Below are 26,070 nucleotides of genomic sequence, written 5' to 3'. Positions count from 1 at the left end.
CGGACTGCCGACCGATACTCGCCGGGCGGCGATCCGGGGCGCTGGGCTCAGAAGGAGTTCTTGACTGCCTCCTGGAACTCCTTGGGCGAGTCGAGCACCTGCTGGACCAGGTCGGCGGTCTCCTTGCCGCCCAGAAAGTTCACCGGCCGCTCCTGCTCTGCGAGCTCGTCGAGCAGCTCCTGGTTCTCCATGGCACAGCTGAAGCCCTCCCGCAGTGCGGTGAGCTCCTCCTCCGGGACACCGGGAGGCGCCGCGACCGCCCGCCCGGCCGCCGAAAGGTTCATCAGGCTGTCGAGCAGCTCCTGGCCGCCGTCACCCGGCGGCGGGAACTGACCGATCAGCGGAGCCTCCGTCATGTACTCCGGCAGCTCGTCGTCGACGACAGCGGCCGCCTTAGCCTGGTCGCTGGTGATCACGGGCAGCACCGTGTCGAAGGGCATGACGTGCACGTCGGCATTGCCGGCGACCACGGCGTTGGTCGCCTCTTGCGAGCCGGAGAAGCCGGTGGTGAGCTTGAACGGGATGCCATAGGCTTGCGCCAGGACCGAGGCGTTGATGTAGTCGCTGGCGCCGGGACCCGTGGCCACGAACTGGACTTCCTCGGTCGCTGCCATCAGATCCTCGAAGCTCTGGTACTCGCCACTGGGCTGGACGAGCACCACCTCCGGCGGGGCGGCGATCCGGCCGATCCAGGAGAACTCGCTGAGGTCAAAACGGACGCCTTCGGCCTCGGCGATCTGCGAGCTGAGGACACCCGGCATGTTCATGATCTGGATGCGCAGCCCGTCCGGCGCGGACGTCGCCGTCCGGCCGGTGGCGAGAAGACTGCCCGCACCTGGCTCGTTGAGCACGACCACCTCGGCTCCCAGGCACTCACCCAGGTACGGGGCGATGAGCCGGGTGTAGGTGTCGTACCCGCCGCCCGGGTCGAAGGGCACGACGAAGTCGATCGTCTCCCCCTCGAAGGGGCTGCCACCTTCACCTGTTGCCTCGACGTCACCACCGCTCGAGCAACCGACGACCGTGGCCATCAGCGCGGCGGCCACACCCGTGCGACTCCCCACTGTTCGGATCTTCGTTCCGGACTTGACCACCACTCGCGCGCTCCTCTAGACGGATGAGTCCGTGTCCCACGGGTGGACGTCTTCCATGTCGTGACCAGGGACACACAGCCGCTAGACCGTAAGGGATGAGATTTCCGGTGTCCAGTGGCGTGCTCTGTGTTGCAGAGCCGTTATGTCGGGCGGGACTGCCCCTGGCCTCGGCTCGGGATGTGCCTACGCAGCGATTGGCAGCGTGGAGCGGCGGTGCTGTTCTCGTAGGTGATCGGGCTGGTCTGGCCCAGGACTGCCGGCGGCGGGTGTCGTAGCGTGTGATCCAGGCGCACACCGCGCGGCGGGCGGCTGCGGGGTTGTCCAAGCCGCGGGCGCCGGCGAGGGTCTCCGCTTGAGGATGGCGTTGCACGACTCCGCCGGAGCGTTGCCGGCCCGCTGGAGCCCACCGCGCCCATCGATCCGGACACGCCGAGGCGGGTGCACAGGTCGGCGTAGGCACGAGACGTGTGCTGGGCGCTGTGGAAGATCGCGCACAGGGCGGTGAGGCTGCCGCGCTCGGCGGCGGCCGCGCTCAGCGCCTCGGTGACCAGTTTGGTGGGCATGTGGTCGGTGATCGACCAGCCGACCAGTCGGCGGGAGAAACAGTCGATCACCGTCGCCAGGTACAGGTTCCGGCCACCACCGCAGAGCAGGCAGATTACGCCCCCGACGTAGACGCTGTTGGGTGCGTCGGCGCCGAAGTTGCCTTGGAGCAGGTCAGGCACGACCTGGTCGGCCGGCTTGGGGATGGTGGTGCGCGCAGCCGGATGCCGGCGATGCCGTTGTCGGCCACCACGGGGGCGACCCCCTTGTGGTTCGCCCGCGCCTCGGCTGGGGCCCCGTCGTTGAACTCGGCGGTCACCCGCAGCGCCCCGTAGGCCCGGTCGGCGGCGTGCAAGGACACGGATCCGCTGCGCGAGCTCCTGGTCGGCCTGGGCGCGGGCCGACCGCGCCTCAGTGTCGGCTGCCCAGGCGTAGAACGAGGACCGGGAGATCTCCACGGTCTGGCACAGCCGCTGCACCTCGAAGGCGTGTCGGTGGTCGGCGACGAACTGGAAGCAGCTCACGAGCGCTTCTCCCCGGCGAAGTACTTGACCGCCGTGCGGAGGATGTCCCGCTCGCTGTTCAGCTTCCACTCGGCCGCCTCTGGCTCAGCGACCCCGGCGCACACCCGGGCGAGCTCCTGCTTAGGGGTCTGTCCACCCGGCGGCGGTGGCCGGTCCGGCCTCCGAGCGCGAGTGCAGCGGCACCCCAGCCGCCCTCAGGCACGCCGACAGCGCCGTGTCCAAGATCCTTGGTGCACCACGATCCAGGATCTTCATCCTTGGGGGCGGGGTCGGGTAGGCCCATGGCGTCTCAGATGTGCAGACCCCGACGCTCCAGGCGAGGTGGCCAGGCAGACGACGCTCAACACCCGCCCCCTCATACGGATCCGGACACGGACGTCCATGCCTGCGCCAGCTCCCCGCTTGTGGTGACTGCCCCGAAGTATCGACTCACGGTCCTGATCGTCGCAGCGTGGCCTTCCGGGTGGTAGCTGGCACAACAGTCCTCCACCAGCGTGACGTGGTAGTCGTGGAAAAGCCCGTCCCGCAAACTGGACTCCACACACACGTCGGTGGACACACCGGCGAACAAGAGGGACGTGATCCCCCCGCCGCGCAGGACCGCGTCCAAGTTTGTGTCCGTGAACGCTGAATACCGGTGCTTGATGACCACCGGCTCGTCTGGAGCCGGCGTCACCTTATAGAACTCTGCTCCCCACGACCCGGGGCGACATGTGGATGTCGGTGTACCTGCCAGTGCCGTGTCGACCGCCCGGCGGGAGAGCCAGACGACGCTGTCGGTGGTCTCGTCATGCGTAGTCTGGACGAATACGACGAAGACGCCTGCGGCTCTCGCCGACTTCAGGAGGCGCTCCAGACGGGGCACCATGTCCACCACGCCGGACGTGTCGCTGCCTGCCACTCCGCAGACGCCAGCCGGGTCGCAGAAGTCGTTCTGCACGTCCACAACGATCAGCGCGGTCATCCCCGGCGCATTGCGAAATGTGCTTCTGGACATATGGGGCTCTCCAGCACCTTGCGAGACTTGTTGTGGTCGGTCGAGAGCTCGGGCGCTGCCCGACATGCTGGTCGGGGCTGGTCGCCCACTGACCACCGCCGGCGTCGATGGTGACCGGACACTGACGTCACGCACCGCGACCGGCGCGGTCCGGGCAACGTGGCCGCTTACAGGTTCGTGGCTGGACCGCCGCCTGGCGTGCGGCGCTCAGCATCTGGCTGGAGAGCGGTCGAGAACCACCACCCGGGGGTCCGGGTAGTGGCCGAGCAACTGCTCGGTGACCGGGCCGCTGCCGCAGCCGGCGCCCGCCGCCCGCCGCCCACCGCCCACCGCCGACGCGGGTCACCACGTCGGTCCCCCACCACTCCTGGGTATCGGCGACTCGGTAGGTGCGCGCGGCTCACTCGGCGGGGGGCGGCTGCCGCGTCACGGCGGAGGCACCCGTCCGCGGAGGTAAGTGCAGGCTTCTTCTAGACCGACGACATCGCCGTACTTTGCATCGATGTCGAAGAGGCTGGCGGCGTGCGGCAGCGCCGCCCGGTCACCGACCGCCTCCTCCACCACGATCGTGTGGAACCCGTACGAGCAGGCGTCCACGGCAGTAGCGCGCACGCAGCCGCTGGTGGTGCAGCCGGTGATGATCAGGGTGTCGATGCGGCGGGAGATCAGGCGGGCCGCCAGGTCGGTGCCGAAGAAGCACGAGGCGTACTTCTTCACCAGCGTCATCTCCCCTGGCCGCTGGTTGAGTCGCTTGTCCACCTCGACCCACTCGCTGCCCTCGACCAGCCAACTGTTCGCCGGAATCTTGCGGAGCCAGATGCCGGCCTCCTGCAGGTCGGCGTCGTAGGCCACCGTCGAGAAGACGACCGGGATCCCGGCCGCCCTCGCCGGCTCCAGCAGCGCGTTGGTCGCCTCCAGCTGGGCATCGAGCTCGCCCGCCAGCGGCGAACGGAGATCGGTGAAGCCGGTGATGAAGTCCACCGCCAGCAGCGCCGGTCGCTGCCCGAAGCCAACCCGGCGGCCAAGCCCCTTTTCACGGAACTCCTGGCGCAGCCGGGCGTACTCCTGTACCACCGTGCTCACTGTGCGGCCCCAGTCCCCGCACCGGCAGACTGCTGCACCGCGGCGCCGCGCTGCACGCGATAGGCCTCGGCGATCTCGTCACTGGTGGCGAGCCACACACCCTCGTGGCCGGCGACGTACTCCAGGGCCTGGTCCATGTACTTGTTCCGGAACGGCTGGTTGACGCTGAACGGGTGCACGCACAGGGCCATCACTCGGCCTGAGTCGGCGGAGTCTGCATACAGCTGGTCCAGCTGGTCGCGGACCGCCTGCAGGAACTCTGGGCCGGTATAGCTCTTGGTCACAAAGAGCGTGACGTCGTTCATCTCGATTGAGTAGGGGACGCTGCACATGCCGGGGACGTCGAGCTCGTAGGGCTGGTCGTCGTTGGTCCAATCCAACGTGTAGCGCAGGCCCAGCTCGGCGAGCAGGGACGGCGTCTCGAAGGTCTCCGTCAGGGCCGGCCCGAGCCAGCCCTGCGGACGACGTCCGGTAGCCCTCTCAATCGTGTCGACCACCTCCGTGAGGTACGCCCGCTCCTCTTCCCGGTCCATCCCCGCCTGGAAGGTCGAGTTGTCCCGGCCGTGCGCCACCCAGGCCCAGTCCCGGTCCAGGCCGGCTCGCACGATCTGCGGATATCGGCTGCAGACGTCGGAGTTGATCAGCGCGCTGGCCCGGACGCCGTGGCGGTCCAGGCTCTCGATCATGCGCCAGATCCCGACCCGGGCGCCGTAGTCGCGCCAGCCGTAGTTGAGCGGGTCGGGGGCCAGGCCGGCCGTTCCTCCGAAGATGCTCGTCGACGGCTTGTCGACCTGGTAGTGCTCGATGTTCAACGCGAGATAGAAGGCAACCCGCGCCCCGCCCGGCCAGGTCATCGGAGGCCGTTCGGTGATTGGACTGTACGAGAACAGCTGGTTGTCCATGGCTAACGTCCCGTCGCTCGACTGTACGGAGAGGCGCGCCGGGGGCCGATTTGCAACCCCTTGCTCCGCAACGCAGAATCTTGCTCTGCACAGACGGTGTTCTAGGCCACCGAACCCGAGGCTGTCAACGCCGGACGGCTGCGCCAGCTTCCTGCCCCCGTCGCCGGACCCGGCAGTGAACGGAGAAGCAGTGATGACCGCTCTCCCGGTGACGGTGGCCGCGACCCGGCAAGCCCGTCCCGCCCACGAGGACGATCTGCACCGCTGGGCCACGACCCTGAGCGCGACGGCGGCCACGTTTCACGGGCATGTCGACTCGAAGATCTGGCTGCGCCGCGACAAAGGCGCGTTCCTCGTCACGGTGGCCCTGACGTTCGCCAGTGCGGCCGCGGCCTCGGCGTGGGAGAGCAGCCCTGCGCGGACCGACCTGCTCGCACTCGGCGACGAGCTCACCGATGGAGCCATCGTGGCGGCGCCGCTGGGCGTTGGCGGGCCACAGCAGGCCCGATGGAAGACCGCGCTTGTGGTCTGGGCCGGCCTCTTGCCCTTCGCGCTCCTGCTCAACGTCGCCGCCGAGTCGCCGCTCGCCGCGATCCCCGTTCTCCCGCGGACCGTGCTCACCACGGCCGTGCTCGTCCCGCTGGCCGTATATCTGGGAATTCCCGCCGTCCAGCGGCTGATCGGGTCGCGTCCCGGACGAGCCTCGCGCCGGTGAGCGGAGCTCTTGCGGCGACGGTCACTGTCCACCATGGCTTCTCAGGTCTAGCACCACATCCAGCCGCTGCGCGACGGCGCGGCGCGTGTCGATGGAGCCCTGCTGAACTTGTTCGACCTGACCGTTGAAGAGACCCTCCTCGGATGCTGCGACGAGTTCCACATCGCCGAGCTCTCGCTTCCCAGTTAGGTGATGACCGCCGACCGGGGCGCACCGCTCCTCCCCGCCCCCTCCTCCAGTCCCGGGCGTTCCCTGGGGGCCGGGCCGACACGGCGAGGTCCCTCTCCTCGCCTCACCCGCCACTGCGGCCGGACAGACCGTCACGGACACGGGTCCTGACGCCATCAGGGCAGATGTGACTCGTGCGGACCACGCCACTGGGGTCCTCACCGAGGCCGAGCCTCCGAGCCCGACCCCGAGAAGCTCACCATGACCCTCCCCACGCAGATCTTCACGGTAGGGGATCAGCACATCAGACCGCCGGCCCCGTCTCGCTCGGGCAAGACCAGGTTTTCTGCCGGGCGGGAGTGCCCTCCTGCCGCCGACCGCCCTGAACGCATGGCGTACGCCGAGCGATACCCGCAGCGGGGCTCGCGCAGTGAAAGGCGCTGGAGTCAGTAGAATACGGTTCCGCCATCAACGTTCAGGTTCTGCCCGGTGATGAACCCACTGGCGTCAGAGGCAAGAAACAGCACTGCCCCGGCGAGGTCTTCCTCGTGCATCTCGCGCGGCAGACTGCGCTCCTGTGTCCGCTGAGCCACCCGCTCCGCGAATTCCGCCTCCCTGCCTTCCCGGCTCGCCTCGTTGCTCACAAGGCCGGGGGTGACACAGTTGACTCGAATTCCTGCGCCGCCGACCTCTCGCGCCACGGCCCTGGTCATGGCGAGGACCGCACCCTTGGACGCAACGTAGTGCAGCGCCCCGGCCGTGCCCTTGAGAACGGTGCCGGAAGAGATGTTCACGATGGCACCCGATGCCTGAGCCCGCATCGGAGGAAGCACCGCCGCCGTGGCGTTCCACACCCCTCGGACGTTCACCGCCATGACGTCATCCCATTCCTGCGGCGGGATGTCCTCGAGGGGACCCCGATACAACCCGGCGTATCGGGCTGCGTTGTTTACGAGCACATCGACGCGGCCCCACCGGTCGATCGCGGCAGCCGCCATCGCTTCGGCGTCAACTCGGGAGCTCAGGTCGGCGTGCACCGACACGCATTCCGCGCCCGTGGCACCCACCTTTTCCGAGATTTCGTCCGTGGAGGCCACATCGGCGACCACCACCCGACAGCCATGGGCGGCGAACGCGAGGGCATACTTGGCCCCGATGCCGCGTGCCGCACCAGTCACAATGACGACCTTACCGGGCATGTCATCCATGCCGGGGAGCATAGCGCACCCCGACTGCAACGAATGCGGCGTCGGGCCGGACTCGTCGTACTTTAGGAAAGAAGAGGCGTATTGCAGGAAAGACGAGACGGGGACGCGGAAAGGCGGTCACCCAAGGAGTCGGTCGGCACCAGAAGAGTGACACCGCTACCCCAGGCCGACAACCCCGGACCAAGCCCGGGGAGCGGACGCTGATCAGTGGGCCTCTCTACGAACACAAGGCGGCCGATCGTCCAACGTTCATGGCGATGCCCCGATCGACGCCACCCGTACGCCGATCAATCTAAGTTGACAACGACAAGCAAGCGTTCAGCTGCGGGGCCGACTGATGCTCTTCAATTGCAAGTACCCCGCGAGGCCGGGATCGCCTCCGACGCCACTATCCTTGTAACCATGCGCGGGGGCGGCGTCACTGCGGTCGTGCCCGTTGATGGCAATGCTTCCGGTCTCCATTTGGCGCGCCACCGCAGTGGCGCGGGAAATGTCTTTGCTGAATACGCTTCCCCCAAGGCCATAAGACGAGTCGTTGGCCATCCTGACAGCGTCAGCGTCGTCGTCGAATGGGACGACAACCAGAACCGGACCGAAAATCTCCTCACGGAAGACGCGCATTTCCCTACGGATGTCCACCAGCACCGTCGGCTCCACGTAGTACCCGTTCGGAAGGCCCATAGGTCTTCCGCCACCCAGGGCCGAACGAGCGCCGGCTGCAATCGCCGACTGGATGTATGACTCGACCCGCTGGCGTTGGACCTCCGATACCAAGGGCCCGAAGTCGCTCGTGGGGTCTTTCGGGTCGCCGATGACAGCATTGCCCAGCGTCTCGACCACCAGGTCCACGACCTCGGCGAATCGCGACCGGGGCGCAAGGATTCGAGTGCAGGAATAGCAGACCTGTCCAGTGTTGGGCAGGCAGGTCGAGATCAGGTTGGCCGCGAACACGTCGAGGTCGGCGTCATCGAGGACCACGGCCGCCGACTTCCCTCCGAGCTCAGCGGTCACATGCTTCAGCATCTCGCCGCAGGTCGCCGCGATCACCCGGCCGGCGGCTGTCGAACCCGTAAAGGAGACCTTGTCGATGCCGGGATGCCGGACGAGGGCGGTACCGGCCTCACGGCCCCCCGTCACGACGTTGACAACGCCCGGCGGAAGGCCGATCTCGTTCAACATCTCGGCAAGCATGAAGGTGTCCAGTGAGGTCTCGGGCGACGGCTTGACCACTACCGTGCAACCGGCCGCGAGGGCGGGGCCCAGCTTCGATGCCAGGAGGGATTGCGGGGCGTTCCACGGAACGATCGCACCCACCACGCCGAGCGGTTCCCGGCGGACGAGTGAGGGGTCATCCGGGCTCAATACCGACTCGGGCTCGAACGTGTCGGCCAGCTGGGCGTTGTAGCGGTATATGGCCACCGGGCGCGTGCCGTTGGTACGGCGGGATCGCTTGATCACGGCTCCGTTCTGATGTGTCACCAGGGCGGCCATGTCCTCAGCCCGTTCTGCGTAGCAGTCCGCCAACGCACGCAGGTAAGCCGCACGTTCCTGCGGCGACGTCTCCTTCCACCCGGGCAGAGCCGTCTGCGCCGCTGCGACTGCCCGGGAGACGTCGGCTTCGTTGCTGTCAGCGATGCTCCCGATCGTCACCTCGGTGGCGGGGTCGATGATCGAGATGTGATCTGACGTGCTTACCGGCCGGAACTTCCCGTCGACGAACATCTCGCGGCGGTCCTGGGTCATGGTCATAGCCTCCACTCGGGGTCGAGACTGCGCTGGCGTCCCGGCCCACAGTTCGTTCAGATGTCGACACACTCGGGGCAGCGCAGTCTTCCACCGCGTTCCGATGGGAGCCCGACCCGGCCTTGACGACATCAGGAAGCCCTTCAGTACTGCCCGAGTCGCCGCCGGCGTGTATCGGAGCTGCAGTCGGCGCTCCGGTCCACCTATTATCCGGACATTCGCAGGAGGTACCGAGGGCATTCCCGGGGGGTGCACCGACAGTCGCCCTCATCTGAAGTGCAGGGTGAGTCCCGCTGCGGCCACCATGTCCCGCGGTGCGCCGTACATAGTGGTGTGCTGTGTAGCACTTCGGTCGCCGCATGGCATCACCTGGCATGAGATTGTGGATCTGGCGGCACGTTCCCGATCTCGTCGCGCCGCGGGGCGGCGCTGACCACTGGGGCAGTCATGTGGGCGACCGATGCGCTGGCGCACGATGACACGACCGTCTGCCGCGCCCTGTGGGTGGTGTGGATCGTATGCGCGCTGCTCTGCGATCTCCCGCGCGAAGAAGACACGGCTTTTCCTAGATCTCTTTCTCGGGTTCCAGCTTGGCCACGCGGCGGCGCCGTCGGGTCAGCTCGGCCCACTCGTCGCCGCTGACCGGCCCACCGGGCGTGGCCCGCTCACGCGTGAGCGCGCCGACCCAGCTCCGCAGCGTTTCCTGGTTGACGTCGAGCTGGCGGGCGACGTCTCGTACGCCACGGCCGCCGTCAACGACAAGCATCGCCGCCTGCCTGTGTTCGACTCGCGGGGATCACTTCAGCGGACCGAACCGGCCCGGCGGGTGGCCGTCACTGTCACCGGCAGGGTGGTGGGCATCGCCACCCCCTTGGGCAACGCGTCCGAGGGCGGTTAGGCGCCGGGGTGGCGATCGGAGCTCTGCGTACCGGTAAGATGCTCTGCACAGCAGGAGCCACCCGAAGCTCTACACATGTCCGCACATCGGCGCCGGCTCTGAGTGAACGGGCCGGTTGGATCGGGTCCGCCTCTTCCCGCCGGGTGACGATGGAGGTAGCCCAGTGGTGTCAGTGACGATTCCGGAGTGCGACGTCGACCTCTTCGACGAGGACGTGCTCCGCGATCCTTACCCGACGTATGCAGAGATGCGGCGGATGGGTCCGGTCGTGCGGGTGCCGAAGTACGACTTCCTCGCGGTGACGCGCTACGCCGAGGTCCGGGCGGTCCTGCTCGACGCTGAGCATTTCGTCTCCGGTCGTGGGGTCGGATTCAACGCCGGGTTCAACGAGGTCCGGTCCAGCAGTATTATCGCGTCGGACCAGCCGCGGCACGGCATGCTCCGCTCGGTCCTCGAGCCGCGACTCGGCCCGCGGGCGCTGCGGGACGTCGAGAAAACTATCCGCGCCCGGGCCGCGGAGTTGGTCGCCGAGGTCGCCCGGCGCGACTCCTTCGACGCCGTTCGGGAGTTCGCGGAGATCTTCCCGGTTCAGGTCGTCGGTGAGCTGATCGGGCTGCCCGAGGACCACCGCAGTCAGCTCCTGCTGTGGGCCAACGGTGCCTTCAACGCGTTCGGCCCGCTCAACGAGCGCACCGAGGCTGGCATGGAGGCCATTGGAGAACAATTCGAGTACATCCGCACGGTAGCCACCCGGGAGCAGCTGACTCCTGGCAGCATGGGTGCCGCCGTGTACGAGGCCGCGGACGCCGGCCTCATTCCGGAGGAGTACTGCCTGCACCTGCTCTCGGCCTACCTGACCGCCGGCATGGACACCACCGTCAACGCGCTCAGCGCCATGATCCAGCTCCTGGGCAGCCACCCGGACGCGTGGCGCGAGCTGAAGGCCGCCCCGACCTTGGCGCCGTCGGCCATCAACGAGGTGTTCCGCATGGAGGCCCCGGCCCAGTTGTTCTCCCGGGTCGCCGCGGAACGGGTGGAGCTGGCCGGCGTACAGATCGATGAGGGGCAGCGAGTGGCCGTGGTGTACGCCAGCGCCAACCGGGACGAGCGGCAGTACCCGGACCCGGACCGATTCGACGTCCGCCGCAACCCGGCCGGCCACCTCACCTTCGGGATGGGGCCGCATGCCTGCGCCGGTCAGGCGCTGGCCAGGATCGAGCTGCGTGCGGTCCTCGACGCCCTGCTTGGCCAGCTGGACACCATCAGCGTGGGCGAGCCGGTGCGTAAGATCAATAACGTGCTCCGTGGCCTCTCCAGCCTGCCCGCCACCTTCACTGCGGAGGTCGGGGCGGGGCGATGAACGCCAGCCGGCCGAAGTCGGCTGGTCGGTGGGTTCCTCGGCGGTCCGCGCGCGTGGCGCTCCTGCGGCGACCCGACTGGTTATCCTCGACCGACCAATCTATGAGTTCGAGGTCAAGTTGGGTGTGGGGTGTCGGGCGCGATAGGTCGGCTCACCAACCCACCCGGTTTGGCTGATGTGGTGGGAGGACTGGCGTTGCTGCACCTGGTTCCGCAGGGCGTCGGGACGATCCCCAGCACCTCGCCCACTTGCCGGTAGGCGGCGTCACACTCGACTCCACCGGACCGTCCACCAAGCCGAGGGCGAGTCGGATCGCCCGCTCACGCAGCTCGTCGGGGCACGTCTTCGGTGCTGGCACTGCTCCACCCTGCCTCCGCTTCAGCGCCTTCACCAGGTCCCGGACGGTTCGCGGCGTGCGCCCCGCCCACCTTAGTCAAGGTCTATTGGTCAGACCAAGCCCCTGCTACCGTCCGCGCCCATGACCGACCTGCACCTGCGCACCGTCACGCGCCCCCAGGGGAACAACCGCGCCCTTCTCGACGGGACCGTCACGCCGGAGGGCGCGACCTTCGACTTCGAGGAGGTCCCGGTCCTGGTGCAGGGCTTCCGCCGGATGGTGCGGACCCTGGAGTTCGACGTCTGCGAGATGGCGCTGACGACCTACCTCACCGCCAAGGCGCACGGCGTGGCCTTCACCGCCGTCCCGGCGTTCCTCGTCCGCGGCTTCCACCACAACGCGATCACGGTGGACACCCGGCACGGCATCACCTCGCCCAAGGACCTGGAGGGGAAGAAGGTCGGCGTCAACCGCGGCTACACGGTGACCACCGGCGTGTGGGCGCGGTCGGTCCTCGCCGACGAGCACGGCGTCGACCTCGACTCGATCACCTGGGTGCTCTCCGGTGACGAGCACGTCGCCGCCTACCGACCGCCGGCCAACGTCGTCCCCGTCGACGCGGGCCGGACCCTGGACGAGATGCTCGCCAGCGGTGACCTGGCCGCGGTGGTCGGGGTGGAGATCGACTCCCCCGACGCGCGGCCGCTGCTGCCGGACGACGCTGCCCATGCAGCGCTGGAGCAGCGCGGGCTGTGGCCGATCAACCACCTGGTGGTCATCCGGGACGAGCTGCTCGAGCAGCACCCCGACCTGGGGCGGCGGGTGTTCGACGCCTTCGCCGAGTCCAAGCGGCGCTACGTCGACCAGTTGCGGGCCGGCACGCTGCCGGAGGAGACGGCGACCGACCGCATGCACCGCACGGTGATGGAGCTGACCGGCTGGGACGACCCGTTGCCCTACGGCATCGAGCCGAACCGGCAGGTGCTCGAGGAGCTGCTGCGCAGCGCCGTCGACCAGAAGATCCTCGACCGTGCGCCGAAGCTCGAGGACGTCTTCACCGCCGACACCCGCGACGTCGTGGGCTGAGGGCGGCGGCCGTGCGGATCGCGATCGCGGCCGACCACAACGGCGTGGCGCTGAAGGACCGGTTGATCGAGGCGCTGCGGGCCGGCGGCCACGAGGTCGACGACCGCGGCGCGGCCTCGCACGAGGAGCTGGTCGACTACCCGCCGCTGTGCGAGGACGTCTGCCGCCGCGTCGTCGACGGCCGAGCCGACGCCGGCGTCGTCGTCGGCGGCAGCGGACAGGGCGAGGTCATCGCCTGCAACAAGATCGTCGGCATCCGCGCGGGGCTGTGTCCCGACGTCTGGCACGCGGAGATCTCGCGCGGCAACAACGACGCCAACGTGCTGGTCCTCGGGGCCAAGGTCATCCCGCCCGACACCGCCGAGCTCGTGCTGCGCACCTGGCTGGCGACGCCGTTCAAGGGGGACGTGCACGCCCGCCGCGTGGCGATGATCGAGGCGCTGGAGCGGGGCGAGTCGCTGCACTGAGCGGCTCGCCCCCGCGGTGGATCAGCGGCCGAGCGCGGGCACCCGGGTCGTCACCGGGCGCAGGCGGCCCAGGAACGCGGCGGCGCTGGTGAACCACGAGCCGTTCCCGCCGCGGTACCGGCGCAGGCGCGGCTCGCCGCTGCCGATCATCTCCGCGCTGACGCCCTCGCTGACGAACCAGGGGGCGGGCATTCCGGTGCTCATGGCAGATCTCCTCGCGATCTCGAGTGGGCTCGACCGCACGGTGGTGCGATCGGCCTCCCGTCTTCGTCGACCCGGATGGGGCCACCCCTCCATTGAACCCCTCGCTGGCCTGCGGAAATGCGCCTCCGGATGTGACCTCGTGCGCATTGCGGCACGAGGGGCGGTGGGTTTGATCACGCTGTGGTCTTGCACACGCGGACGCGGCTTTGACAGGATCAGCGGACTAATGGTCTGTCCGTTACTCCAGAGGTCGATGCCCGCGATGAGCACCAAGACGACGACAGCTGTCAGCCACTACTACGTGCAGAAGAAGCGCCGCGCGCAGTTCGTCGAGGACTGGCGGGCCAACTGGCGCACCGTCGTCGCGGTCGAGGACGCGGAGCTCGTGGAGACCGCCCGCGGCTCGCGCGTCGGCGTCTACGTCGGTGCCGACGGCGACCGGCAGACGCGGACGATGGACGCGCTGGTGCACGAGATCGACCCGGGCGTCACCACCACGGTCCATCGGCACTCGTGGGACGCGATGGTCCTCGTCGTCGGCGGGCGCGGCTGGTTCGAGATCGACGGCGAGCGCATCGACGTCGCCCCCGGTGACTCGGTCCACCTCCCCTCCTGGGCCTGGCACCGCACCGGCGTCGACGGTGGGGCCGCGGCACCGCTCCGCTACCTGACGTTCTCCAGCGAGCCGATGCTCGAGACGATGGGCATGTCCGTCCTGGAAGACGCCGGTCACGCCGAGTTCGCCACCCTCCCGCCCCGGCCACCGGTGTCCGACGGCCCCCAGGGCGACGACCCCTACGCCCGCCGGCTGCGCCGCGTGGCCCGTCAGCAGGACGAGCGGCGCACCGGCCGGCTGCACACCGACTGGGACTCCCTGGAGCTGCTCAACAGCCCCCGCGGTACCCGCACGACGTTCCTGCTGGACAAGGCCATCGGCTACCAGGCCTCCGGCATCACCATGGCGATGTTCGAGATCGGGCCCGGCCGGCGCCAGTCGATGCACCGGCACCCGGGCGAGGCCTGGCTGTACGTGTTGGAGGGCCGGGGCCACTCCTACCTGGGCACCGAGCCCGAGGGCGGGGAGAACCACGAGTGGAAGAAGGGCGACCTGATCGTGGTCGACCACTTCCTGTGGCACCAGCACTTCAACGACGATCCGGACAACACCGCGAAGGTCGTCCGCATCCACATGTTCGACAGCCTGCTGGAGACCATGCGCGTCCTCTGCGACCCGCTGGTGCTCTTCGAGGAGCCGCCGAACCACATCCGCGACGCCCAGGCCGGTGACGTGACCACGATCGAGTGGCCGCCGCTCGAGCGCCCGACCTGGCCGTGAGGGGATGGCGCTGAGCTCGGTCCGGCCGGCAGCGAACTACCCCCCGGGCATCGTGGGGGTGCACACGCTGCCGGCCGACCACCACGAGGGGCCCTGGGACAGCATCATCACGCCACCGGGGTTGAAGGAGCGGCTGCTCGGCACCGGGCTGCTGATCCTGCGGCACGGACGGGCGCTGGGGCAGCTCAACGGCGCCCCGCACGGGCTCATCCTGCTCTCCGGCCCGCCCGGCACCGGTAAGACGACGCTGTGCCAGGGCCTCGCGCAGAAGGTCGCGCTGGCCCTGGCGCCGCGAGGGGCGACGACGTTCGTGGAGATCGATCCGCACGCCTTCCCCAGCGACATGCTCGGGGAGGGCCCGCGGGCGGTCGGGCGGCTGTTCTCCGACACGCTGCCGGAACTGGCGGCCCGCCGTCCGCACACCATCGTGCTGGTCGACGAGATCGAGGCGCTCGCCGTCCGGCGCAGCACCGCGAGCTTCGAGACCAACCCGGTGGACGTGCACCGGGCGACCGACGCGCTGCTGTCCGGGCTGGATCTGCTCCGCAGGTCCTGCCCGCAGGTGCTCGTCCTCGGGACGACGAACTTCGCGGCCGCCGTCGACGAAGCGTTCCTGGACCGGGCCGACCTCGTCCTGCGCCTCGGCCTGCCGGACCGCCCGACGGTCGAGCGGATCCTGCGGGAGGCCCTGGCCGAGGCCGCCACGGTCTTCCCCGGCCTGCTCGGGGTGGCCTCCGACGAGGCGCTGATCAGCGAGCTCGCCGACCGCTGCACCGGGCTCGACGGACGGCGGGTGCGCAAGCTGGTGCTCTCGGCCATGGGTTCGCGCCCCGACGTCGCGCTCGACCCCGGACTGTTGACCGCCGCGGACCTGCGGGCAGCGGTCGACGCCGAGCTCCCGGCTCGCCCGCAGTGACGGTGGAGCAGCCGGCCGGGCTGCCCGCCGAGCGTCCCGCCGCAGCCTGGGGCAGCGACCTGGTCGTGGACCTCCTGGCCGCCCTGGACGTCCCGTACGTGCCGCTCAACCCGGGGTCGTCGTTCCGGGGGCTGCACGACTCGCTGGTCAACCACGGCGGCAACCGCGACCCGCAGCTGCTGCTGTGCCTGCACGAGGAGGTGGCGGTCTCCCTCGCGCACAGCTGGGCCAAGGCCACCGGCCGGCTCGGCGTGGCCGCGGTGCACGACCTGGTCGGCCTGCAGCACGCCTCGATGGCCGTCTACGACGCCTTCTGCGACCGGACGCCGCTGCTGCTGCTCGGCGGCAGCGGCCCGGCCGATCCGGCGCAGCGGCGGCCGATCGACTGGATCCACTCGGCGACCACGCAGGCGCAGCTGGTGCGGGACTACACCGTCTGGGACGCCGAGCCGATGACGCCGGCCGCCTTCGTCAGCGATGTCGCGCGGGCGCGGCAGCGGGCGATGTCGGCTCCCCAGGGCCCCGCCTACGTCAGCCTGGACGCCGGGGTCCAGGAAGCCGCGCTCGACCGGCCGGTCCCGCTTCCCGACCTCGCGCGGCACGCACCCGCGCCACCCATGGCCGCCCACCCGGCGTCGGTGGAGCGGGCCGTCGAGGTGCTGGCCGACGCGCGCTACCCGGTGGTCGTCGCCGGCCGGGTCGGGCTGGACCCGCGGGCCACCGCCGCCGTCGGCGAGCTGGTGGAGCTGCTCGGCGCCGCCTACCGGGACGACCGCAACGTCGTCGTCCTGCCGACCCGGCACCCGCAGAACTGCACCGGCGACGCGCAGCTGCTGGCCGACGCCGACGTGGTGCTCGCCATCGACGTCGTCGACCTGGACGCCCTGCTGAGCACCCGGCACCGCGGACCGCGCGGTGCCGACGCCGGCGAGCGCCGGGCGGGGCCGCTGGTCGTCGACCTCTCGCACGGCGACCTCGCCCAGCCCTCGTGGACCAACGCGTTCGGCACCCCGCTGGCACGCGACGTCCAGCTGCTCGCCGACCCGCTCACCGGCGTGGCGCAGCTGGTGGCGGCCCTGCGCGACCGGCTCGACGACGCGGCCGTCGGCAACCGTCGCAGTGCTGTGGTCGCGCGCGGGCGCGCGTTGCGGGAGAAGCAGGCCGACGAGCTGCGCCGCCGGTGGGACGACCGGCCGATCTCCCCCGCCCGGCTGGTGGCCGAGACGTGGGCCGCGGTGCGCGACATCGACCACCTGCTGTGCCTGCGCAACACCCGTACCTGGCCCGACGGCGTGTGGGAGCTGCCGGGCGCCGGCAGTTACCTCGGCCACTCCGGTGGCGGCGGCGTCGGATACGGGCCCGGCGCGCTGGTCGGCGGTGCGCTCGCCGCACGGGACCGCGGCCAGCTGGGCGTGGGCATCGTCGGCGACGGAGACCTGCTGATGGCCTCCTCCGCGCTGTGGACCGCCGTGCACTACCGCATCCCCGCGCTCCTGGTGGTCAACGACAACTCGAGCTTCTACAACGACGAGCCGCACCAGGCCGAGGTGGCCCGGCACCGTGGCCGTCCCGAGCAGAACAGTTGGATCGGCATGCGCATCAGCGACCCCGCCGTCGACATCGCCGGCCTCGCCCGCTCCTACGGCTGCTGGGCCGAGGGCCCGGTCGAGGACCCCGCGGACCTGGCCGACGCGCTGGCCCGCGGCCGGGACGCCGCCCTCGGCGGTGCGGTCGCCGTCGTGCACGCCCGGACGGCGCCGCGATGACCGGGCCGGCCGTCCACCGCCGCATGATGGTCGGCGGCCAGTGGCGCGACGCCGCCGACGGCGCCGTCCTGGAGGCCGAGAACCCGGCCACCGAGGAGGTCATCGGTACCTTCCCGGCGGGCACGGCCGCCGACGTCGACGCCGCGGTGGCCGCCGCGGCGGAGGCCGCGCCCGCATGGGCGGCGCTGGGCTGGGCGAAGCGGGCCGAGTTCATCCGGGAACTGGCCGGCGCCCTCCGCGAGGAGCGCGAGCTGCTCGCCCGCCTGGACACCAGCGACGGTGGCTCGCCCATCACGGCCATGCGGGCCGACGTGGACGGTGCCGTCAAGGAGCTGGAGTTCTTCGCGGGGATCGCCTCGCAGACCCGCGGCAGCACGGCGCCGCCGGACGCCGGCTCCCTCTCCTACACCCTGCGCCAGCCCTACGGGGTCGTCGGCCGGATCGTCCCGTACAACCACCCGCTGAAGTTCGCCGCGGGCAAGTGCGCCGCGCCGCTGGCCGCCGGCAACGCGGTCGTACTGAAGCCCGGCGAGCAGACCTCGCTCTCGGCGCTGGAGCTGGGCCGCATCGCCGCCGCCGTCCTCCCACCGGGCGTGCTCAACGTGGTCACCGGCGCCGGGGACGTGGTCGGCAACCGGCTGGTCGCGCACCCCGACGTCCCCCGGATCGCGTTCACCGGCTCGGTGCCGACGGGCCGCGCGGTCCTGCACGCCGCGGCCGACGAGATCAAGCACGTGTCCCTGGAGCTGGGCGGCAAGAACCCGGTGCTGGTCTTCCCGGACGTCGACCCCGACCGGGCCGCGCGGGCCGCGGTGGCGGGGATGAACATCGCCCGCTCGACCGGGCAGTCCTGCGGCTCGGGCACGCGGCTGTTCGTGCACGACGACGTGCGCGGCCCGTTCCTCGACGCCCTCCACCGCCGCCTCGACGAGCTGCGGATCGGCGATCCGCACGACGAGGAGACCGAGGTCGGCCCGTTGTCCTTCCGCGCCCACTACGAGCGGGTCACCGGCTTCGTGGACACGGCACGCCGGGAGGGGGCCACGGTTTCCTACGGGGGCGACCGTCCCGCCGGGCTCGACCGCGGGTTCTACCTGCGGCCGACCGTCCTCACCGACCTCGAGGACGGGATGACCGTCGTCCGGGAGGAGATCTTCGGCCCGGTCATGGCGGTGCTCGGGTGGCGCGACGTCGACGACGTCGTCCGGCGGGCCAACGCGCTGCCGCTGGGGCTCACCGCCAACATCTGGACCAACGACGTGAGCACCGCGGTGCGCACCGCCGCCGCCGTCGAGGCCGGCTACGTGTACGTCAACGGCACCGGACGCCGGCCCACCGGCATGCCCTTCGGCGGCTGGAAGCGCAGCGGGCTGGGCCAGGAGAACGGGCCGGAGGAGCTGGTGTCCTACACGCGGGAGAAGGCCGTCACCGTGACGCTGCTGTGAACCCTGCCGGCCCAGGCGGCGACGCCACCGCAGTGGTGCACGTCCGAACAGCCCCACGATGAGAGGAACCCCATGAGCGCGTCCGACCCGACACTGTTCCGCGGCGAGGAGGTGCTCGATCCCGCCCGCACGTTCCTGTGCGCCTTCGACATGCTCGAGAACTACCGCGAGGGCGCCGAATCGGCCGGGGCCATCCCGCACGTGCGCCGGCTGGCCGACGAGTGCCGCGCCCGGGGCGTCGTCGTCGCCTGGGCGCGGGCCGATCACCGGGCCGACGGCCTGGACTTCGCCCGCGCGCTGACCGACATGGACGGCAAGCACCGGGTCTTCGGGCCCGACCACCCGCGGCCGACCCGGCCGCCCCACGGCCAGGGCGACCCGGGCTACCGCACGCTGGCCGAGCTGGGGCAGCAGCCCGAGGACCTCGACGTCCCGAAGCACCGCTGGTCGGCGCTGCACGGCACCTGCCTCCACCCGACCATGCGCTCGCGCGGCGCGGACACGCTCATCCTGGTCGGCGGCTCCACGCACGTCGGTGTCGCGTCCACGGCCTACGCGGCACGCGACCTCGACCTCCAGGTGTTCATCGTCCCCGAGGGCCTGACCGGCCGAGAGGAGCAGCGGACCTTCTTCGCCCAGGAGGTGTTCCCGCGCACCGCGCGGGTCCGCAGCACCGACGAAATCCTCACCGCACTCGACCGCCACCCGTCCCGGACAGGAGCTCCCGCATGACCGACAAGCCCGACGCCAGCGGCAAGCACCCCGCGTCGTACGAGAAGCACCACGAGCGCGGCGACAACATGGCCCCCTACGACAAGCCGGAGTGGGGCTCCGACGTCATGGTCGACGTCCTGCGCGGCCTGGACCTGCGCTACGTCGCGCTCAACCCGGGGTCGTCGTTCCGCGGGCTGCACGACTCGCTGGTCAACTACGGCGGCGACGCGATCGAGATGATCGAGGTCCCGCACGAGAAGATCGCCGTCGCCCTGGCGCACGGCTACGCGAAGGCCACCGGCCGGCCGATGGGCGTGATCCTGCACGACCTCGTGGGCCTGCTGCAGGGCACGATGGGCGTCTACTACAGCTACATCGACCGGACCCCGGTCATCGTGCTGGGCGGGTCCGGGCCGGCCGAGCACGACCGCCGCCGGCCCAACATCGACTGGATCCACGCGGCGAACGTGCAGGGCGAAGCGGTGCGCGCCTACACGAAGTGGGACCACGAGCCGCGCAGCCTGGCCTCGGTGCAGACGGTGCTGGCCCGTGCCTACCGGATCGCCATGGAGGAGCCTCGCGGCCCGGTCTACGTCGCGCTGGACGCCGGCCTGCAGGAGACGCCCCTGGACGCGCCGGTCGACCTCTCCGACCTGCCCCGCCTCGCCGCCGTCCCCTCGCCCCTGGCGCCCGAGCCCACCGCGCTCCGGCAGCTGGCCGAGAAGCTCTGCGCCGCCCGTCGTCCGGTGCTCGTGCCGTCCTACGCCGGCCGCGACCCGCAGAGCTTCTTCACGCTGGTCGAGCTGGCCGAGACCGTCGGCATCGGCGTGGTGGAGACGCACTGGCGGCTGAACTTCCCGAACCGGCACCCGCTCAACGTCACGGGCAGTGCAGTGCTCGAGGACGCCGACTGCGTGCTGTTCGTCGACGTCAAGGACATGGGCAAGCCGACCCAGAAGCTCGAGTCGACCACCCGCACCATCTCCTCCAAGCTGGCGCCCGGCACCACAGTTCTGGACATCGGGTTCAACGACGTCGGCATCTCGTCATGGAGCGAGGACTACGCCGAGCTGCTGCCCACGGACCTGTCGGTCACCGCCGACACCGCGATCGCCCTGCCGCTCCTGCTGGAGGAGTGCCGGGCGGTCGTGGCCGGCGACGACGACGTCCGAGCGGCGGAGCGCCAGGCCTGGCGGGACGACCTGGCCGGCCGGCACGACGAGGTCTGGGCCGGCTGGCGCGCCAAGGCCGACGCCAAGCGGGACGAGGTGCCGGTCGCGACCTCCCGCCTTGCCTCGGACGTGTGGGAGGTCGTGAAGGAGCACGACTGGGTGCTCACCGCCGGCACCGCCGCCGAGTGGGCGCTGCGCACGTGGGACTTCGACCAGCCCTACCGGCACCCCGGCAAGCAGCTGGGCACCGCCACCCAGATCGGCATCTCCCTGGGTGTGGCGCTGGCCCACAAGGGCTCGGGCAAGCTCGTCGTCGACCTGCAGCCCGACGGCGACCTGATGTTCGACGCGGGTGCCCTGTGGGTGGCCAGCCGCTACGAGCTGCCCCTGCTGGTGGTCATGTTCAACAACCGCGCGTACTACAACGACTGGGAGCACCAGGAGCGGCTGGCCCGCCAGCGCGGGACCCCGGTCGCCCGCGCGCACATCGGCATGGCGATCGACACCCCGGCGCCGGACTTCGCCGCGCTGGCCCGGTCGTTCGGCTGGTGGGCGGAAGGGCCGATCGAGGATCCCGACCAGATCCAGGACGCCGTTCGCCGGGCGGCCGAGCACGTGCTCGCGACGGGCACGCCGGCGCTCGTCGACGTCATCTGCCAGCCCAAGTAGGAGAAGGACCCCGCCCTCCCCACCTTCGCGAGCGCAGGGCGGGGCCGGGCCGGGGCCATCCGGACCGAGCCGGCACGTTTCGTGGCGACGTCGAACCTGCCACCCGCGCTGGACCTCTACGACGACGTGGAATCCCTTTCGGCACGGCGCGCGACTCCCCGAAGCGGTTCAGCGGTGGGCCCACGTGATCATCCTGCCCGGCGAGGGCTACCGCCTGATGTGGCCCGACGGGGAGGAGTCCCGGCGCGACGACTGACGGGCCGGCAGCATGATCGTCCGCCTGGGCAGGGGACGGGGCGGCGCCGGCCCGTCGCCGGCACCCGTCCACCACCGGTGGGGAACTCCTGCGGAGAACCCCGACCGGACGGCCGGGATCCTCAGTCCTCGCCGAAGGTCCGGCCGGAGAGCACCGGCTCGTGGGCGGCGAACCGGTAGGACGCCTCGTGAGGGAGGCCACGTCCACCTCGTCGAGCAGGAAACCGAGCGGGCTCCCGAGGTCGACCTCGCCACGGTCCACCACACCGTCGTCGGCCAGCCGCGCGATCTCCGCAGCCAGCTGCTCGGGCCCGGCTGAAGTAGCTGCGCGCCGAAGCCATGATCTCGACGCCGATCCCCCGCTCGAAGGTCACCACCGGCCGCGTCGACCATCGACCCGTCCGGCCGGCGTGCCACGGTCTTGGAGGAGACGACCGCCTCGTGGCGGCATCCCTCGAGGGCGCGCCCGATGACACCCTCGGTGCCGTAGTTGGGTGCCGTGTCGAAGTAGGTGGTGCGGAGGTCGACCGCTCGCCGGACAAGGTCGATCGCCTCGTCCTCGGTCGGGCCCTTCCGCAGCCCGAGCCGGCTCTCCCCACCGCCGCCGGGGCCGCAGGCGCTGACCTGCAGACCCGGGCGGCCGAAGCGTCGGCATTCGGTGGGGCGAACCTCCCTCGTCGGTGTGCGAGCGCGGCCGTGCGGTACGGCCCGGGTCCACGGTGCGACGGGCCCCGGCCGACGCACCGCCGACGTCACTCGATGGCCTGGCCGTTCGCGACGACGTCCTCGTACGCCTTGTCCCAGCTCGCCGGCTCCTCGAGCAGCTTGTCCAGGGGCACCGGGTAGACCTCGAACCCCTCCAGCGGGTCTTCGGCGCCGGCGATGGAGCTGATCCGGTTCGCCTCGCGGACGAGGTCCTGCCCCTCGCTCAGCTCGTAGTCCACGAACAGCGTCGCGGCGCACGGGTTGGTGGCGGTCTTCAGCAGGCCGATGCCGTTCGGACGCAGGATGATCGGCTCGACCGGCGAACCGTCGGCCGGCTGCCACGCGACCGGGGCGCCGTCGGCGGCGGCCTTGTCCACCGTGTGGCTGTACATCGAGACGCCGACGTCGAACTGGCCGGCCGCGAGCAGCTCGCCCTGGACGGTGTGGCCCTTGACCACCTGCGAGTTCGAGGCCAACCGGGTCATGAGGTCGGTGTACTCCTCCTCGCTCATCCCCTGCTCCTCGACGTAGTAGTCGTGCATGGCGGTGAACCAGTCCACGTCGCCGAGCTCCATGGAGACCCGGCCCTTCCACTCGGGCTCGGCGAGCTCCTCGAGCGTGGTGGGCTCCTCGCCCGGCTTGACGTTGTCGGTGTTCCAGCCGACGACGAAGGCGTTGAACCGGGTACCCGTCCAGTTCTCCGACGGCTTGCCCTCCTCGCGCACCGAATCGCGCAGCTCGCTCTCGTACGGGTAGAGCAGCCCCTCCTGTTCCGCCGCATCGAGCTCGATGGAGTCGACCTCGAACACGTCGGCGCCGTAGTAGCCGGCGCCGTCCTCCTGCAGCAGGCGCTGGAGGACGGTCTCGCCGCTGGCGCGGTAGACGCTCACGTCGATGTCGTACAGATCGGTGAAGCCCTCGACGAGGGCGTCCATGTCGGAGTTCGAGGTGTAGACGTTGAGCTCGCCCTCCTCCTCCGCGCAGGCCACGAGTTCGTCGGTGCGCTCCTGGCCGGACATGCCGTTGAACGTGTCGTACACCTCCGCGGCCGCGGCCGCGGCGTCGGAGTCCTCACGCCCCTCCCCACCTCCGCTGCCGCCGGTGGAGGTGGGAGAGCCGCCGCAGGCGGTCAGCAGGCCGACCGCGGTCAGCGCGGCGAGCGGGGGGCGGAGTCGGAACGACATCTGGTTCTCCGATGTTCGATGAGAGCGGCGCCGTTCGGCAGCCGGGCCCCGCTGATTCGGGGGGGGTGTCAGGTGGGCTTGCGGGTCTCGCCGGCCAGCGGCCGCGCATCGGGCGGCGCCACCGGCTCCACCGGCGACTCCTCCTCGACGACGCCCTCGTAGTTCCGGACGACGTTGGGCCGCGACCAGAAGCCCAGGGCCACCAGCATCGGGCCGACGCCGCCGACGGTGAGCGCCACGACGGGGCCGACCACCCCGGCGAAGGCACCCATGACCACGTCACCGATCGCCGGGCCACCGCGGGACGACATCTGGTAGAACGCGGTGACCCGCCCCCGGATCTCGTCGGGGGTGTCGATCTGGACCGCCGCGTGCCGGATCGTCGTGGCCATCGCGTCGAAGGCGCCGACCAGCAGCGCCGCGCCGACGGCCAGCCAGATCACCGGTGCCTGTGCCAGGCCGATCGCCGCGATGCCGTAGAGGAACGTCGCGGTCAGCAGGATCCGGCCCTGCCGACGTGAGTCCCGCACCACCCGGAAGATCGTGTAGGTGGCCAGCAGCGCGCCCGCCGAGGGAGCGCTGGAGAGCACCCCGTAGCCGGTCGCGCCCACCGCGAGCACGTCGGTGGCGATCGCCGGCAGCAGGACCCGGTAGGCCGAGAGCACGGTGGCCGACAGGTCCAGCCCCATGAGGCTGGTGATCAGCGGCCGGCGGACGACGTAGCGGGCCCCCTCCGCGATGCTGCCGAAGATCGACGTCGGCGGGGCCTTGTCGCTCACCAGCCGTGGAGTCCTGATGAAGGCGAGCACCACGACCAGCACGGCATAGGTGACGACGTCGACCAGGTACATCAGGCCGGGGCCGCCCACCGCGATGAGCAGCCCGGCCAGCAGCGGGCCGACCAGGACCGCCACCTCGCGGGAGGGGTTGAGCAGCGCGATCGCCTCGCCGATGTGCTTGCGCCCCACCAGTGCCGGGATGAGCGCCTGCCGGGCCGGCTGGTCGAACGTCGCCGCCGCCGTGGTGAACAGCACGCTCACGATGACGTGCCAGGCCTCCACCGCCCCGGACAGGGTCACCACGGTCAGCGCCAGCGCGACGACCAGCGCCACCGCCTGCGCCCCCTGCAGCAGCCGCCGGCGGTCGTACCGGTCGGCCAGTGCCCCGCCCAGCGGGCTGAGCAGCAGCAGCGCGATCGCCTGCCCTGCGCCGACCAGCCCGGTATAGGCGATCGAGTCGGTCAGCGCGTAGACGTGGAAGTAGTTCGCCGCAACGGTGCCGCGGGTGCCGATCTGGCTGAGGACCACCCCCGCCCAGTAGAGGTTGAAGTCGCGGTTGCTGAAGACCGCCGGGCGGGGCACTCAGTTCACCGGGACCAGCGAGATCTTCGACGGGTCCAGCTGCAGGTACACCGGGGTGCCCGACTCGATGGACACCGAGGGGTTCACCCGGGCACGGACCTCGTGCTCGCCGACGGCGACGACGTGGTCGACGGCGTCGCCCAGGAAGGCGCGGGTGACGACCTTGCCCTGCCACTCGTTGGCGGCCTGCTCGCCCCGGCTCGTGGTGGAGAGCTCGACGGCCTCCGGGCGGATCGAGACGACGACCTCCGAACCGACCGGCAGCTGGGATGCCGACTCGAGGTAGAGGATGCCGTTGGAGGTCTCGACGCAGTGCCGGCCGGCCCGCTGGGAAGCCACCGTGCCGGGGATGAAGTTCGAGGTGCCGATGAACTCGGCGACGAACTTGTTGGCCGGCTGCTCGTAGATGTCGCGCGGCTTGCCGAGCTGGACGACCCCGCCACGCTCCATGACGGCGATCTGGGTGGAGAGGGCGAGTGCCTCCACCTGGTCGTGGGTCACGTAGACCGAGGTGATCCCCAGCTCGCGCTGCAGCCGCTTGAGCTCGTAGCGCAGCGACTCCCGCAGCTTGGCGTCCAGGTTCGACAGCGGCTCGTCGAGCAGCAGCAGCGGCGGCTCGATCACCAGCGCCCGGGCGAGCGCGAGACGCTGCTGCTGGCCACCCGAGAGCTTGGTCGCCTGCCGGCCGGACTGCTCGGACAGCTGCATGGTCGCGAGGACGCGCTCGACCTTCTCGGCGATCACCTTCTTCGACGGTCGCTCGGAGCGCTGGCGCACCTGCAGCGGGAAGGCGACGTTGTCGAACACGGTCATGTGCGGCCAGATGGCGTAGGACTGGAAGACCATGCCCAGGCCCCGCTTGTTGGCCGGCATGTTCACCGTGCGGCCGTTGCCGCTGGAGGAGAACATGACCCGGTCACCGACGGCGATGGTGCCGCTGTCCGGCTTCTCCAGCCCGGCGATCGACCGCAGCGTGGTGGTCTTCCCGCAGCCCGAGGGGCCCAGCAGGGTGAACAGCTCCCCCTCCTTGACCTCGAAGGTGACGTTGTTGACGGCGAAGACCGCGGCGTTGCTCGCGGCGTTCTTCTTGCCTCGGGACTTCTCGCCACCGAAGGACTTGACGAGGTTGTCGATCCTGAGCATGGGGGTCAGGATTCCTTTCCGACTCGGAGCACGTGCGGGGGGAATGGGCGGTTCGCGGGCCCGGCAGGGATGCCG

At 70.5% G+C, this 26,070-nt stretch carries 23 protein-coding genes; 10 read left to right on the top strand and 13 right to left on the bottom strand.

Features of this window, described 5'->3' with window-relative positions:
- Positions 1–47: 47 nt before the first annotated feature.
- From QOZ86_RS02880 to QOZ86_RS02860, 5 genes are all read right to left on the bottom strand, one after another.
- Complete coding sequence (locus tag QOZ86_RS02880) at positions 48–1,046, bottom strand: tripartite tricarboxylate transporter substrate-binding protein (protein WP_284490444.1); 999 nt, start codon at positions 1,044–1,046, stop codon at positions 48–50.
- 188 nt (positions 1,047–1,234) lie between these two features.
- The gene (locus tag QOZ86_RS02875) at positions 1,235–1,819 is read right to left on the bottom strand and encodes a DDE-type integrase/transposase/recombinase (protein ID WP_284490443.1); all 585 of its coding nucleotides are present in this window, start codon (positions 1,817–1,819) and stop codon (positions 1,235–1,237) included.
- A gap of 697 nt (positions 1,820–2,516) precedes the next feature.
- Positions 2,517–3,125, bottom strand: a complete 609-nt coding sequence (locus QOZ86_RS02870) for a cysteine hydrolase family protein (protein WP_284490442.1) — start codon at positions 3,123–3,125, stop codon at positions 2,517–2,519.
- Positions 3,126–3,584: 459 nt separating this feature from the next.
- Complete coding sequence (locus QOZ86_RS02865; RefSeq protein WP_284490441.1) at positions 3,585–4,241, bottom strand: N-carbamoylsarcosine amidohydrolase; 657 nt, start codon at positions 4,239–4,241, stop codon at positions 3,585–3,587.
- On the bottom strand, positions 4,238–5,143 hold the full coding sequence (locus tag QOZ86_RS02860) for a polysaccharide deacetylase family protein (protein ID WP_284490440.1): 906 nt from the start codon (positions 5,141–5,143) through the stop codon (positions 4,238–4,240). The genes QOZ86_RS02865 and QOZ86_RS02860 overlap by 4 nt, the downstream gene beginning before the upstream one ends.
- A 193-nt stretch (positions 5,144–5,336) precedes the next feature.
- On the opposite strand from QOZ86_RS02860, the gene QOZ86_RS02855 reads away from it, so the two are divergent.
- Positions 5,337–5,858 carry a putative antibiotic biosynthesis monooxygenase gene (locus QOZ86_RS02855; RefSeq protein WP_284490439.1) on the top strand — a complete coding sequence of 174 codons (522 nt, stop codon included), beginning with the start codon at positions 5,337–5,339 and terminating at the stop codon, positions 5,856–5,858.
- A gap of 614 nt (positions 5,859–6,472) precedes the next feature.
- On the opposite strand, the gene QOZ86_RS02850 is transcribed toward QOZ86_RS02855, so the two are convergent.
- From QOZ86_RS02850 to QOZ86_RS02840, 3 genes are all read right to left on the bottom strand, one after another.
- Entirely contained in the window at positions 6,473–7,234 is a 762-nt protein-coding gene (locus tag QOZ86_RS02850) for an SDR family NAD(P)-dependent oxidoreductase (protein WP_284490438.1), read from the bottom strand.
- 318 nt (positions 7,235–7,552) lie between these two features.
- Entirely contained in the window at positions 7,553–8,977 is a 1,425-nt protein-coding gene (locus tag QOZ86_RS02845) for an aldehyde dehydrogenase (protein WP_284490437.1), read from the bottom strand.
- A gap of 565 nt (positions 8,978–9,542) precedes the next feature.
- Positions 9,543–9,743 carry a transposase gene (locus tag QOZ86_RS02840; protein WP_284490436.1) on the bottom strand — a complete coding sequence of 67 codons (201 nt, stop codon included), beginning with the start codon at positions 9,741–9,743 and terminating at the stop codon, positions 9,543–9,545.
- 298 nt (positions 9,744–10,041) lie between these two features.
- Between QOZ86_RS02840 and QOZ86_RS02835 the strand changes: the two genes are divergently transcribed.
- The 3 genes from QOZ86_RS02835 (at position 10,042) to QOZ86_RS02825 (ending at position 13,125) form a co-directional block, all read left to right on the top strand.
- Complete coding sequence (locus QOZ86_RS02835; RefSeq protein WP_284490435.1) at positions 10,042–11,235, top strand: cytochrome P450; 1,194 nt, start codon at positions 10,042–10,044, stop codon at positions 11,233–11,235.
- A gap of 478 nt (positions 11,236–11,713) precedes the next feature.
- Positions 11,714–12,658 carry an ABC transporter substrate-binding protein gene (locus QOZ86_RS02830; RefSeq protein WP_284490434.1) on the top strand — a complete coding sequence of 315 codons (945 nt, stop codon included), beginning with the start codon at positions 11,714–11,716 and terminating at the stop codon, positions 12,656–12,658.
- Between the two features lie 11 nt (positions 12,659–12,669).
- The gene (locus QOZ86_RS02825) at positions 12,670–13,125 is read left to right on the top strand and encodes an RpiB/LacA/LacB family sugar-phosphate isomerase (protein ID WP_284490433.1); all 456 of its coding nucleotides are present in this window, start codon (positions 12,670–12,672) and stop codon (positions 13,123–13,125) included.
- A 21-nt stretch (positions 13,126–13,146) separates the two neighbouring features.
- Here QOZ86_RS02825 and QOZ86_RS02820 read toward each other — a convergent pair whose 3' ends face one another.
- Positions 13,147–13,329 (bottom strand): hypothetical protein, encoded by a 183-nt coding sequence (locus QOZ86_RS02820; protein ID WP_284490432.1) that lies wholly within the window; start codon positions 13,327–13,329, stop codon positions 13,147–13,149.
- A 262-nt stretch (positions 13,330–13,591) separates the two neighbouring features.
- Between QOZ86_RS02820 and QOZ86_RS02815 the strand changes: the two genes are divergently transcribed.
- The 6 genes from QOZ86_RS02815 (at position 13,592) to QOZ86_RS02790 (ending at position 21,347) form a co-directional block, all read left to right on the top strand.
- A complete protein-coding gene (locus QOZ86_RS02815) occupies positions 13,592–14,665 on the top strand; it encodes a cupin domain-containing protein (RefSeq protein ID WP_284490431.1) in 1,074 nt (357 codons plus the stop codon).
- 4 nt (positions 14,666–14,669) lie between these two features.
- On the top strand, positions 14,670–15,581 hold the full coding sequence (locus QOZ86_RS02810; protein ID WP_284490430.1) for an AAA family ATPase: 912 nt from the start codon (positions 14,670–14,672) through the stop codon (positions 15,579–15,581).
- Positions 15,578–17,347, top strand: a complete 1,770-nt coding sequence (locus QOZ86_RS02805) for a thiamine pyrophosphate-binding protein (RefSeq protein WP_284490429.1) — start codon at positions 15,578–15,580, stop codon at positions 17,345–17,347. The genes QOZ86_RS02810 and QOZ86_RS02805 overlap by 4 nt, the downstream gene beginning before the upstream one ends.
- Positions 17,344–18,792: an aldehyde dehydrogenase family protein gene (locus QOZ86_RS02800; protein ID WP_284490428.1), complete on the top strand. Its 1,449-nt coding sequence runs from the start codon at positions 17,344–17,346 to the stop codon at positions 18,790–18,792. Before QOZ86_RS02805 ends, QOZ86_RS02800 begins: the two co-directional genes overlap by 4 nt.
- A 72-nt stretch (positions 18,793–18,864) precedes the next feature.
- Positions 18,865–19,524, top strand: coding sequence for an isochorismatase family protein (locus tag QOZ86_RS02795; protein ID WP_284490427.1), 660 nt, complete (start codon positions 18,865–18,867; stop codon positions 19,522–19,524).
- Positions 19,521–21,347, top strand: a complete 1,827-nt coding sequence (locus QOZ86_RS02790; RefSeq protein WP_284490426.1) for a thiamine pyrophosphate-binding protein — start codon at positions 19,521–19,523, stop codon at positions 21,345–21,347. Before QOZ86_RS02795 ends, QOZ86_RS02790 begins: the two co-directional genes overlap by 4 nt.
- A gap of 207 nt (positions 21,348–21,554) precedes the next feature.
- Here the strand turns inward: QOZ86_RS02790 and QOZ86_RS21115 are convergent, their stop codons facing one another.
- The 4 genes from QOZ86_RS21115 to QOZ86_RS02775 all read right to left on the bottom strand — a co-directional run bounded on the left by QOZ86_RS21115 (position 21,555) and on the right by QOZ86_RS02775 (position 25,995).
- Positions 21,555–22,346, bottom strand: a complete 792-nt coding sequence (locus QOZ86_RS21115) for an aldo/keto reductase (protein ID WP_431521198.1) — start codon at positions 22,344–22,346, stop codon at positions 21,555–21,557.
- Between the two features lie 8 nt (positions 22,347–22,354).
- Positions 22,355–23,491, bottom strand: coding sequence for an ABC transporter substrate-binding protein (locus QOZ86_RS02785; protein WP_284490425.1), 1,137 nt, complete (start codon positions 23,489–23,491; stop codon positions 22,355–22,357).
- A 68-nt stretch (positions 23,492–23,559) separates the two neighbouring features.
- On the bottom strand, positions 23,560–24,852 hold the full coding sequence (locus QOZ86_RS02780; protein ID WP_284490424.1) for an MFS transporter: 1,293 nt from the start codon (positions 24,850–24,852) through the stop codon (positions 23,560–23,562).
- Positions 24,853–25,995, bottom strand: coding sequence for an ABC transporter ATP-binding protein (locus QOZ86_RS02775; protein ID WP_284490423.1), 1,143 nt, complete (start codon positions 25,993–25,995; stop codon positions 24,853–24,855).
- Between the last annotated feature and the right edge of the window lie 75 nt (positions 25,996–26,070).

Origin of the sequence: Blastococcus capsensis (assembly GCF_030165005.1) — a bacterium.
Classification (GTDB): domain Bacteria; phylum Actinomycetota; class Actinomycetes; order Mycobacteriales; family Geodermatophilaceae; genus Blastococcus; species Blastococcus capsensis.
Note: the sequence above shows the minus strand (reverse complement) of the source record. Positions and strands in the feature narration are given on the sequence as shown.

What these genes read in the sequence shown, in the direction of transcription:
- QOZ86_RS02870 (WP_284490442.1), bottom strand. Translation starts at nt 3,125, where the DNA reads ATGACCGCGCTGATCGTTGTGGACGTGCAGAACGACTTCTGCGACCCG.
- QOZ86_RS02860 (WP_284490440.1), bottom strand. Translation starts at nt 5,143, where the DNA reads ATGGACAACCAGCTGTTCTCGTACAGTCCAATCACCGAACGGCCTCCG.
- QOZ86_RS02855 (WP_284490439.1), top strand. Translation starts at nt 5,337, where the DNA reads ATGACCGCTCTCCCGGTGACGGTGGCCGCGACCCGGCAAGCCCGTCCC.
- QOZ86_RS02850 (WP_284490438.1), bottom strand. Translation starts at nt 7,234, where the DNA reads ATGGATGACATGCCCGGTAAGGTCGTCATTGTGACTGGTGCGGCACGC.
- QOZ86_RS02845 (WP_284490437.1), bottom strand. Translation starts at nt 8,977, where the DNA reads ATGACCCAGGACCGCCGCGAGATGTTCGTCGACGGGAAGTTCCGGCCG.
- QOZ86_RS02840 (WP_284490436.1), bottom strand. Translation starts at nt 9,743, where the DNA reads ATGCTTGTCGTTGACGGCGGCCGTGGCGTACGAGACGTCGCCCGCCAG.
- QOZ86_RS02830 (WP_284490434.1), top strand. Translation starts at nt 11,714, where the DNA reads ATGACCGACCTGCACCTGCGCACCGTCACGCGCCCCCAGGGGAACAAC.
- QOZ86_RS02820 (WP_284490432.1), bottom strand. Translation starts at nt 13,329, where the DNA reads ATGAGCACCGGAATGCCCGCCCCCTGGTTCGTCAGCGAGGGCGTCAGC.
- QOZ86_RS02815 (WP_284490431.1), top strand. Translation starts at nt 13,592, where the DNA reads ATGAGCACCAAGACGACGACAGCTGTCAGCCACTACTACGTGCAGAAG.
- QOZ86_RS02810 (WP_284490430.1), top strand. Translation starts at nt 14,670, where the DNA reads ATGGCGCTGAGCTCGGTCCGGCCGGCAGCGAACTACCCCCCGGGCATC.
- QOZ86_RS02800 (WP_284490428.1), top strand. Translation starts at nt 17,344, where the DNA reads ATGACCGGGCCGGCCGTCCACCGCCGCATGATGGTCGGCGGCCAGTGG.
- QOZ86_RS02795 (WP_284490427.1), top strand. Translation starts at nt 18,865, where the DNA reads ATGAGCGCGTCCGACCCGACACTGTTCCGCGGCGAGGAGGTGCTCGAT.
- QOZ86_RS02790 (WP_284490426.1), top strand. Translation starts at nt 19,521, where the DNA reads ATGACCGACAAGCCCGACGCCAGCGGCAAGCACCCCGCGTCGTACGAG.
- QOZ86_RS02785 (WP_284490425.1), bottom strand. Translation starts at nt 23,491, where the DNA reads ATGTCGTTCCGACTCCGCCCCCCGCTCGCCGCGCTGACCGCGGTCGGC.
- QOZ86_RS02775 (WP_284490423.1), bottom strand. Translation starts at nt 25,995, where the DNA reads ATGCTCAGGATCGACAACCTCGTCAAGTCCTTCGGTGGCGAGAAGTCC.